The 9,103-nt window shown below is 59.6% G+C and carries 16 protein-coding genes; 8 read left to right on the top strand and 8 right to left on the bottom strand.

Annotation, left to right across the window (positions count from 1 at the left end; all coding sequences use genetic code 11):
• Nucleotides 1-186: 186 nt before the first annotated feature.
• On the bottom strand, nt 187-1,266 hold the full coding sequence (locus AO692_RS29170; RefSeq protein ID WP_244483542.1) for a DNA topoisomerase IB: 1,080 nt from the start codon (nt 1,264-1,266) through the stop codon (nt 187-189).
• A 136-nt stretch (nt 1,267-1,402) separates the two neighbouring features.
• Between AO692_RS29170 and AO692_RS29165 the strand changes: the two genes are divergently transcribed.
• Both AO692_RS29165 and AO692_RS29160 read left to right on the top strand, forming a co-directional pair.
• A complete protein-coding gene (locus tag AO692_RS29165; RefSeq protein ID WP_054313539.1) occupies nt 1,403-1,708 on the top strand; it encodes a hypothetical protein in 306 nt (101 codons plus the stop codon).
• A gap of 14 nt (nt 1,709-1,722) precedes the next feature.
• Nucleotides 1,723-2,694, top strand: a complete 972-nt coding sequence (locus AO692_RS29160) for an SDR family oxidoreductase (protein WP_054313538.1) — start codon at nt 1,723-1,725, stop codon at nt 2,692-2,694.
• A 65-nt stretch (nt 2,695-2,759) separates the two neighbouring features.
• Here the strand turns inward: AO692_RS29160 and AO692_RS33340 are convergent, their stop codons facing one another.
• The 3 genes from AO692_RS33340 to AO692_RS32555 are packed head-to-tail and all read right to left on the bottom strand — an operon-like array spanning nt 2,760 to nt 3,585.
• Nucleotides 2,760-3,200 (bottom strand): hypothetical protein, encoded by a 441-nt coding sequence (locus AO692_RS33340; protein WP_054313537.1) that lies wholly within the window; start codon nt 3,198-3,200, stop codon nt 2,760-2,762.
• A gap of 22 nt (nt 3,201-3,222) precedes the next feature.
• A complete protein-coding gene (locus AO692_RS29150; protein ID WP_054313536.1) occupies nt 3,223-3,402 on the bottom strand; it encodes a hypothetical protein in 180 nt (59 codons plus the stop codon).
• 18 nt (nt 3,403-3,420) lie between these two features.
• Nucleotides 3,421-3,585 carry a DUF3309 family protein gene (locus tag AO692_RS32555; RefSeq protein WP_082407630.1) on the bottom strand — a complete coding sequence of 55 codons (165 nt, stop codon included), beginning with the start codon at nt 3,583-3,585 and terminating at the stop codon, nt 3,421-3,423.
• 319 nt (nt 3,586-3,904) lie between these two features.
• On the opposite strand from AO692_RS32555, the gene AO692_RS29145 reads away from it, so the two are divergent.
• The 3 genes from AO692_RS29145 (at nt 3,905) to AO692_RS29135 (ending at nt 5,491) form a co-directional block, all read left to right on the top strand.
• Nucleotides 3,905-4,225 (top strand): hypothetical protein, encoded by a 321-nt coding sequence (locus AO692_RS29145; RefSeq protein WP_054313535.1) that lies wholly within the window; start codon nt 3,905-3,907, stop codon nt 4,223-4,225.
• Between the two features lie 91 nt (nt 4,226-4,316).
• Nucleotides 4,317-4,868, top strand: a complete 552-nt coding sequence (locus AO692_RS29140; RefSeq protein WP_054313534.1) for a hypothetical protein — start codon at nt 4,317-4,319, stop codon at nt 4,866-4,868.
• 119 nt (nt 4,869-4,987) lie between these two features.
• The gene (locus AO692_RS29135; protein ID WP_054313533.1) at nt 4,988-5,491 is read left to right on the top strand and encodes a ferritin-like domain-containing protein; all 504 of its coding nucleotides are present in this window, start codon (nt 4,988-4,990) and stop codon (nt 5,489-5,491) included.
• Nucleotides 5,492-5,592: 101 nt separating this feature from the next.
• On the opposite strand, the gene AO692_RS33335 is transcribed toward AO692_RS29135, so the two are convergent.
• Together AO692_RS33335 and AO692_RS29125 are read right to left on the bottom strand one after the other, a co-directional pair.
• Nucleotides 5,593-5,892 (bottom strand): hypothetical protein, encoded by a 300-nt coding sequence (locus AO692_RS33335; RefSeq protein WP_152980016.1) that lies wholly within the window; start codon nt 5,890-5,892, stop codon nt 5,593-5,595.
• Nucleotides 5,861-6,085: a hypothetical protein gene (locus AO692_RS29125; protein WP_054313590.1), complete on the bottom strand. Its 225-nt coding sequence runs from the start codon at nt 6,083-6,085 to the stop codon at nt 5,861-5,863. The genes AO692_RS33335 and AO692_RS29125 overlap by 32 nt, the downstream gene beginning before the upstream one ends.
• Before the next feature lie 349 nt (nt 6,086-6,434).
• Here AO692_RS29125 and AO692_RS33550 point away from each other — a divergent pair, with 349 nt between their 5' ends.
• The gene (locus AO692_RS33550; protein WP_200911807.1) at nt 6,435-6,776 is read left to right on the top strand and encodes a hypothetical protein; all 342 of its coding nucleotides are present in this window, start codon (nt 6,435-6,437) and stop codon (nt 6,774-6,776) included.
• A 73-nt stretch (nt 6,777-6,849) separates the two neighbouring features.
• Here AO692_RS33550 and AO692_RS29115 read toward each other — a convergent pair whose 3' ends face one another.
• Nucleotides 6,850-7,239 carry a low affinity iron permease family protein gene (locus AO692_RS29115; protein ID WP_054313530.1) on the bottom strand — a complete coding sequence of 130 codons (390 nt, stop codon included), beginning with the start codon at nt 7,237-7,239 and terminating at the stop codon, nt 6,850-6,852.
• Between the two features lie 180 nt (nt 7,240-7,419).
• Between AO692_RS29115 and AO692_RS29110 the strand changes: the two genes are divergently transcribed.
• A complete protein-coding gene (locus tag AO692_RS29110; RefSeq protein WP_054313529.1) occupies nt 7,420-7,857 on the top strand; it encodes a CBS domain-containing protein in 438 nt (145 codons plus the stop codon).
• 54 nt (nt 7,858-7,911) lie between these two features.
• Here AO692_RS29110 and AO692_RS29105 read toward each other — a convergent pair whose 3' ends face one another.
• Entirely contained in the window at nt 7,912-8,193 is a 282-nt protein-coding gene (locus AO692_RS29105; protein WP_054313528.1) for a DUF3175 domain-containing protein, read from the bottom strand.
• Between the two features lie 112 nt (nt 8,194-8,305).
• Between AO692_RS29105 and AO692_RS29100 the strand changes: the two genes are divergently transcribed.
• Nucleotides 8,306-9,100, top strand: coding sequence for a Ku protein (locus tag AO692_RS29100; protein WP_054313527.1), 795 nt, complete (start codon nt 8,306-8,308; stop codon nt 9,098-9,100).
• Nucleotides 9,101-9,103 lie beyond the last annotated feature (3 nt).

Here is a 9,103-nt window from a genome sequence, read left to right as displayed (position 1 = left end):
GAACCCCGGCCTGCACCAGATGTTTTGCCAAGTGCTGGCGTTTCCCGTCCCTCGGAGCACCAGCCAAAGCGGACGTCGCTTTGCAGCCAGCCCGGCAAGCCGCCGACTTCCCTCGCACCGGGCTGGCTGGTTCGCCGTGGTCTCCGGTCGCAACTGAGCTTGAGTATTTCGCAGCAGTAAGGCCCCTCAACGCTTGCCGGCGCCGCTGCCTTCCTCGACCAGCATCAGCCACTCCAGCGTACGGACTTCGTCGTTGTCGAGAAATTCCTTCCTCCTAACCGGACCCACCGCCTTCAATTCCGCCGGCAACTGTCCGCTTTCCCATGACGCGATGATCTGGGGATGGATGTAGCCGGAGCGGCAGACAGCACGCGTATTGCCAAGCGCTGCGGCTACCTTGTCGATGATGCTGTTGCGGAGTTCGGCCATCCTTTTCTTGGTTTCAGGCAAGGGCGTCTGCGCGAACAGGGACAAGGCCTGCACCGTGGCGCCCCAGGTCCTGAAGTGCTTTGAGCTGAAGCCGCAAATGTCGCCGATATAGGCGTTGACGGCATGCGACGTCACCGAGGCCCGATCCCCGCCCTCGTCCAGATACTGAAACAGAGTCTGGCCCGGCAGGTCCTGGGTATGACGAACGATGGCTGCGATACGCCGGTCGGCCAGTTTCAGCCTCCATTCCTTGCCAGACTTGCCCTTGAAGACAAAACGCAAGGTCGAGCCGACGATATCGACGTGTTTGTCCCGCAACGTCGTCAGGCCGAAACTGCCGTTCTCTCTTGCGTAGGCCGGATTGCCGATCCTTATCAAGGTGTTGTCGAGCAGCCAGACGACCACCGCCAGCACGCGCTCCCTCGGCAATCCATGCCTGCGCAGATCGGAATCGACCTGCAGGCGCATTGCCGGCAGTGCTCGCGCAAAGGGAATCAAGCTTGAAAACTTGGCTTCGTCTCGCATGCGAAGCCAGTCGCGATGGTAAAGATACTGCCGGCGTCCGCGGGTATCCCGGCCCATTGCCTGGATATGCCCCGTATTGTCGGCGCATATCCAGACGTCCGTCCAGGCCGGCGGTATAGCAAGCGCACGAATGCGCGCACGATTGACCAAGCCGGCGACCTTCCCGCCTTGCGCGTCGAGATAGCGGAACCCTCGCCCTGCGCGGCGGCGGTAAATGCCAGGTTCGCCATCGGCAACATATCTGAGCGAAATCGCATGGGCCGCTTCCGCGCCATCATGCGGCGCGTCGTTTGCTCCAACCGCGTTGTCCAAGGGATGCCTCCTTCGAGGACAGCAACCCATTCGGCAAGGACCGGTTCCCGTTTTGAACTTTTCGGAACTGTCCCGGGACCGTGACGTTGGCCGAGGACAACCCGTGAAACGGAACAAGCCTGCGAAGGAGGCCAACATGCCCCGTGGCGACAAAGACAAATACACCGACAAGCAGAAGCGCAAGGCCGAGCATATCGAGGAAGGTTACAAGGAACGCGGCGTCTCGAACGATGAAGCCGAGCGCCGGGCCTGGGCCACCGTCAACAAGGAATCCGGCGGTGGCAACAAATCAGGCTCCGGTCGCGGCGATCCCGACACCAATGTCGCCGCTAAGAAAGGCGGACGACTTGGCGGCCGCGCCGCAGCCCGGCGCCCCGCCAGCGAACGCTCCGCATCGGCCAAAAAGGCTGCGGCAACCCGCAAGCGGCATGAGGCTCACTGATGGGAGACCGGCCAATGGCAAATGTTTCAGGAACCAATGCAGCGCTGAAGCAGCGTGAGATCCAGCGTGACATCGACAGCAAGGATCACCAAAAAAGCGCGAATGGAAAAAAGGGGGATGCAATGCAAGCAGGTGCCCGCCACTATCCAGTCCCGCCCTTCCCCAAACAGCATCTGGCCAAACCCGGGAAGGAGACGGAGGTCGAGCCCGCCCCATTGTACGATGCCCCCTACTATGTCGGCTCGGAAAAGCTGGCGGGCAAGGTCGCCCTGATCACCGGCGGCGCTTCCGGCATCGGTCGGTCCGTCGCCGTGCTGTTCGCGCGCGAGGGCGCCGACATAGCCATCAGCTATCTCTCGGAACATAGCGACGCGGCTGCAACCAAGGCGGCGGTGGAAGCGGAAGGGCGGCGCTGCATCCTGTTGCCCGGCGATGTCGGCAATCGCGAGAAATGCGGAAAAGTCGTCGACGAGACGGTGAAGCAGCTGGGGCATCTCGATGTGTTGGTCAACAACGCCGCGTTCCAGATCCATGCAACCGATATCGCCGATATCTCCGAAGAACAGTTCGTCATGACGATCGAGACCAATCTTTACGGCTACTTCTTCATGGCACAGGCGGCTATTCCCCACATGAAGCCAGGTTCAGCCATCATCAACACCGGATCCGTTACGGGAATCGAGGGCAGTGCCGACCTCCTCGACTATTCCATGACGAAAGGAGGTATTCACGCCTTTACGCGGGCCCTCGCGGCGAGCCTTGTCACCCGTGGCATCAGGGTCAACGCCGTTGCGCCTGGCCCGGTCTGGAGCCCGCTCAACCCTGCCGACAAGCCGGCCGAACGCGTGGCGAAGTTCGGGGCGAACACGCCGATGAAGCGGCCAGCCCAGCCGGAGGAGATCGCACCCGCCTACGTCTTTCTCTCGTCACCGCACTGTTCGAGCTACATCACGGGCGAAATCCTGCCCGTGGTCGGCGGCTACTGACGGTAAATGAAACGGCCCGCGGCGCTCAAAGCACCACGGGCCGAACTGCCTCCGCAACGAACATGCTATTTCTTTCCGCCTTGCTTGCCCCCCGAAATGGTGGACGAAACCACCGCCGGCGGATCGCTCGCCGGGAAACTGTCCTCCAAGCCGGACTGGAGTTGTTCCTCCAACGTCCTGGAGTCTTCGGAACGACCGGAAGTGCGCCGTTTGGCGATGTCCTCAAGCCGCTGTTTCGTGTCCGGAGATTCTTTGGCCTCTCGAATGACTTGATAAAGCTGTTCGATCGCGAATTCCTTGAGCAGAGGAAAGTCCGCTTCCCCTTCTCCGCTCTCCCCCTCAACCAGTTCGATCATTTCGCGCTCGAACTTGGCGAGTTCCTCTTCGCCACGAATCTTGGAAAGCCGCTGCAATGCCGCCCGCAAAAATTCGGGCGCAAAATGAGCAGCGGCCAGCTTCCGCAGATGCTCGACCTGTTCAGGGTTTTTCGTTGCCAGACTGCGCATAGTCCTTGCTCCTCACTTTTCGCTAGGGTTGGCTCTGCGTAACCGGCGGCGCCGACCCGGTATCCGTGCTCATGCGCCCATAAATCTCCACAGCCCCCCAAGCGACCAGCGCGAGAGCGAGACTGGCAAGCAGGATCAGAAGGACATGGGTGCCTTTGCGACCCTGCCTGGCTTTTTCGGCCGGGATCTTCTTTTCAGGCATGATGCCGATCCTCTCCGGTCAAACCCGTCCGAGCAGCATCAGGATGACGATGATGATGAGCAGCAGGGAAAGTCCGCCGCCGCCGTAATAACCGGTCCCATAAAAAGGACCGCCACCGAGACCACTGAAACCGCCAAGCAAGAGAAGGATCAAAATGATCACAAGAATTGTGCCGAGGGTCATTGTTCTCTCCTTCCGATCGTCTTGAACCGTGCTCAAGAATTCCAGGTTCAACGGAAAACGAACGCTCCCAGGCAGAGGCTCGTTCCATTTATTTCCATGGCAGGCACTGCGGACCAATCGAGATATTTTTTCGAATCTTTTGGAACGAACCGGAAAACCTCGGGTTGGCCCAGATGAGGGCTGACTGACTGAAGTGGCGGATGACCGAACCACTTCGTGGCGGCCCGCTCGGCAATCCGCATCGATTGCTTCCACCCGCCGTCGGGGCCTGACGCTTCGAACGAGCATCTTTGTCCAATCACCGAGCAGGAGATGATTCATGAAACCATTCGTCCTTGCGTTGGGCGCGCTGACCATCACCGGCGCAGCCTTTGCCCAGGAACAACCCCCTCAGCAAACTGCTCCAATCAAGCCGTCCGTCACGAGCCCGGATTCGACCAACCCTGCTGCACCCGTGAAGGGCAAGAACAGCTTCACGGAAAGACAGGCGAAAGATCGGATCGAAAAGAAGGGCTTCACCGACATCACGAATCTGAAACTCGGCGAGGACGGCGTGTGGCGCGCCTCGGCACAGAAGAACGGCGTGCCGATATCCGTGGCCCTCGACTACCAGGGCAACATCACTGAAGGCGCCATCTAGAGCTCGTGACGAAACGAGGCCGACATCGCCGGGATGTCACCGCGCCCCAATCCAGCCGTTCAATCCAGCATTCACCGAGAAGGAGATCATCATGCAAACAGTCACCGGACTGTTCGATACACGTAACGAGGCGCACGCCGCGATCCAGGATCTCGAAAAGGCGGGCGTCGCAAGCGACAAGATCAGCATCGTCGGACCTGCCGGATCTGAAAAATCTGAGACGGAAGCAGGTGATGGCGCCGCTGCCGGTGCTGGCGTCGGCGTGCTCGCCGGCGGTGCGGGCGGCCTTCTCGCCGGTCTCGGCTTCATCGCCATTCCAGGCATCGGCCCGGTCGTCGCGGCAGGCTGGCTTGCCGCGATGGCCGCCGGTGCCGCTGCAGGCGGCGTAGCAGGCGGCCTCGTCGGCGCGTTGGCCGGCGCCGGTATCTCCAAGGACGAAGCCGAGCTCTACGCAGAAGGCGTGCGCAGAGGCGGCGTTTTGGTCGCCGTGCAGACCAATGAAGCCGACGAGGTGACGATCCGTTCGCTTCTGGTTTCGAATGGGGCGGTCGATATCAACGCCCGTCGCGATGCCTACCTTTCCGATCCGGATGCGCCGGCAGAGGAATTTCCCGAGCAAAGGCGTTCTGCATCGTACCGCTAAGCGGAACGCAACATTCGCGACCGGGGAAGGCCAGCGATGATCGCCCCTCCAAGTCGGGGTGTGCGACCACCGTCACCCCGCCCCGGCCGCTGCTTCAAAGCAAATGAAAGGATGTAATCATGGGACTGTTCTCGAAGGAGATCAAAACGCTCGATGACCTGTTCGTCCACACCTTGCAGGATATCTACTACGCCGAGCAACAGATAGCGAAAGCCCTTCCCACCATGATCGGCAAGGCAACGGATGAGAAACTCAGGGAAGGTCTTGCCCATCATCTCGAGGAGACCAAGGGGCATATCGAGCGCGTCGAGCAGGTCTTCGAAATGCACGGCCAGAAGATCAAGGCGATCGATTGCCCAGCCATCGACGGCATTCTGGAGGAGGCCAATGACGTCACCGGCGACGTCGCCGACACGAAAGTACTCGACGCCGCCATTATCGCTTCCGCCCAGGCTGTCGAGCACTATGAGATCACCCGCTACGGCACCCTGATCAGTTGGGCGAAAGACCTCGGCCGCGACGATTGCGCCGCTGTGCTCGAACAAAATCTCAGTCAGGAAAAAGCAGCCGACAAGAAACTTTCGAAGATTGCCGAAGCGGCTGTCAATCTGAAGGCGGCTTGACCCAGGCATTCCGGGAGGCGGCGCTCGGCCGCCTCCTTTCATCGATCACGTATGGGTCGTTCTTGAAGTGTCGAAGCACGGTGTCTACCGCCCGGGAGGGATCACCCCTCGGCTTTCATGGTGCGGGCAATTTTGCGCAGCTTGTTCAAATTACGCCCTTCCCGATCCACCAGGTCCTTGGCCTGGTTCGGCGACAAATCGGTATGTTCGGCGAGAAACTTCACCAACGGATCGGCTGTTGCCGGTTCCTTCGTCGACGTGACATTGGCATTCCCATCGCGAAGCATCGCAACGGCTTCCCTTTTCGTGATGCCCACGCGGCGCGCATAAAAATCGGCCTCTATGGCCCGCTCGATACGGGTCGTCGCCTTACGGCTCTTTATTCTTTGTCGTAAGCGCATCGGACAACTTCCTCTTGTCTGGATTGGTCAGCGTTTCGCCCGCCGCATCGCGATCGCGGTCCGGATCGTCATTGGCAGGCAGATAACCGCTAGGGCGATTCTCCGGTGGTCCTTCCCATCTGGGTCTCTGCTCCGTGGTACCCGGTTTGCCACTGCCCTCGACCGGCTGATCGAAAGCAGCGGCATGGAGCATCATCACTTTCGCTACTTCGATGAGCGTCTCGTCGTCGTCAGCCGCCGAGCGAGCGTTAAGTCGAACCTGGATTTCTTCTCCGCCTTGCCCGTGAAACTCCACCACCGGCATTGGTCCATGGTCGACGACTGTTTTCAGGATCTGCATGAAAACCTCCTTCTATCGAAGTCTCATCGAACCAACCCATGCCACAGGCTGAGGTTCCGAAATTCCAGATTCTTAAAGGGTCCAGCCACTATCGCTGAAACATTTAGTGAGGGAACCGGGAGATCGAAGCTGGGTTGGTCCTCAGCCGCTGAACTGGTGCAGTACGGCGCGCTGGTTTTCATCAACAGATAGGGATTTCGCAATGGCCATATTGCCGAACACCCCCGAGCCTCAGCCACCCGAGCCTCCTCCCCTGCCCGACGAGACACCGCCTATCAAGGAGCCGGAACCCGACCGTTTGCCCGACGAAATACCGCGGCCCAATCCCGACGAGACCCGCAACCCGCCACGGCGGATGCGGATAGAGGCTGCCGCAGGCAAACCGCCGCCGACGCCTCCGGAAAATCAAAGCCAGGCTGGAACAGGAGACAAAAAAACGCCTAAAACGGACGAGACCGAGCATGGTACGCATGGCAGCCTCGATCCCGAAAAGCAGGGCGAACCTGCCAACACCAAGATAAACACCACCAACCGGCGCAATTGATCCGCCCAGCGTTTCGCCGAAGGGCAACGATCTGCTTTGGATGTTCAATGGAAGCCGCGCGGAACCGGTGGCCCTAGCTCGAGACCCGGCGCTGTTTGCTTTTTGCGAGCTCCACCACCTTCTGCTCGATTTCCTTGCGAAGCTGCTCCACCTCTTTTTCCGTCAGATGCTCTATGCCGATCAGGCGGTTTTTCGCCTCGGATGCCCGGATCAGTTCATCCAGCTTGGTCTGGATCGCTGCGTTATCCCTGTTCTGGGTGTTCTGGATCAGGAAGACCATGAGGAACGTGACGATGGTCGTGCTGGTGTTGATGATCAGTTGCCAGGTATCCGAATAGCCAAAATAGGGACCAGTCACACCCCAAGCCAACACCGCCAGAACGCAAAGCCCGAAGGTGAGCGCCTTGCCGGTGGCATGGGCAACAGCATTCGCGATGCTGGTGAATATCTGTTCGGTTTTCATTGGCAGATCACTCCTCCCCACTTGGCGGTAACGACTGGAACGAAGGCGCCGACGCTCCCGTTCCGAGAAACTGTGGCAGGTCACCCGCAAGCCCCAATTTTATCGGAACGTTTTGGTCGCCCACTCATTGGGCCTGCATCACTTCGATCAGCGTGGGGCGTCGAACTCTGGGAGATCACCATGAGAGTACGAGATTGCATGACCAAGGACGTGAGGATCGCCATGCCGGACGCGACCCTGCGCGATGTGGCCCAAGCCATGGCCAGCCTGGACGCAGGGCTGCTGCCGGTCGCCGAAGGCGATCATCTGATCGGCATGGTCACCGATCGCGATATCGCGGTTCGTGGTGTTGCGATGGGAAAAGGTCCTGAAACACCGGTACGGGACGTGATGACGGGCGACGTCAAATATTGCTTCGATGACGAAGAAGTCAGCGCCGTTCTGCAGAACATGGGCGATATCCAGGTGCGGCGCCTGCCCGTGCTCAACAGGGATAAACGTCTCGTCGGTATCGTCTCGCTCGGTGATCTGGCCATGAATGGCGAAGCCATGCATGCCGGCGAAGCGCTGGGCGGCATCTCGCAGCGCGGCGGGGAACATTCGCAAATCACTCACTAGCAGACTGTGGAAGCAAGGCATTGGAAGCGGCTGCCCTGGCGGGCGCTTCCAATGTCAGCGCGGCTGATCGCGTCCGAACTCCTTGCGCAATTCCACCTTGGCCTGCTCCAGGACTTTCTTCTGCGACGAGGGCAGATTCTTGCCAGCCCGATTGATGTAGAAGGTGAGCATCGACATGGCGGAGCGGAAGGGCTCCGATTTTCGCCGGCTGCTCTTTTCGGCTGAATGTTTCAGCGATGCAGCGATCTTTTCCGGATCATGGGATTCGAAGACGCCTTCCTCCAGCGTAAGCGCATCGCTTTTTTCAGTGACTTCAGCGGACCATTTCCTAGGCATCGTGACCTCCTGTTTGTAGGGGTAACTGCTCCCGGAGGGCCACGTTCCAATTAAAGGAACCGTATCGTGGGCCGACCATTTGCTATGGAGGCAAGCAACTCGGGAGACCATCATGGCGCGGCAGGCGTTCTGGAAGGGCTACCTCAAACTATCCTTGGTGACCTGCTCGGTCGCCATGACGCCCGCGGTTTCGGGCAGCGAGCAGATCCGTTTCCACACCTTGAACCGCAAGACAGAAAATCGCGTTCAAAGCCGCTATGTCGACGCGGAAACCGGCAAACCTGTCGCGGAGGACGACGAGGCAAAAGGATATGAAGCGGCGGAAGGAAAGCTCGTCGTGCTGAGCGACAAGGAGCTTGATGCCGTCGCACTCGAAAGCACCCGCACCATCGACATCGATATGTTCGTGCCGCGCCAGTCGATCGGCTGGATCTGGTACGATCGCCCGCATTTCCTCACGCCGAACGACAAGGTCGGTGAGGAGGCCTTTGCCGTCATCCGCGACGCGATGCAGTCGGCGAAGGTCGTCGGCATCGCGAGATTGGTCCTTTACCGTCGCGAACACGCGGTGATGCTCGAACCTCGAGGGAAAGGCATCGTTCTGTGGACACTTCGATATGGCGATGAGGTTCGCGATGCCGACGATTATTTCGCCGAGATCGGAAAAGAAAAGCCTGCGGCCAAACCCATGAGCGCCATGCGCAAGGTCATCGCCAAGGGGACCTATCCCTGGAACGACAAGTTCGCCCACGACCAACTTCAGGATCGGCTGCGCAGGCTTATCTCAAGGAGGCGGAAATCGATGGCACGCCCCGGAAAAGGCGAGAAACGAAAATCTTCCGACAATGTCATCTCGATCACGGACGCCTTGCGTGCCAGTCTTGCCTCAGAGCGCCGGAAAAGCTGATCG

It is taken from the genome of Mesorhizobium sp. 1M-11 (assembly GCF_001303895.1).
In the GTDB taxonomy this organism is placed as follows: Bacteria; Pseudomonadota; Alphaproteobacteria; order Rhizobiales; family Rhizobiaceae; genus Mesorhizobium.
This window is presented reverse-complemented; position numbering and strand designations above follow the sequence as displayed.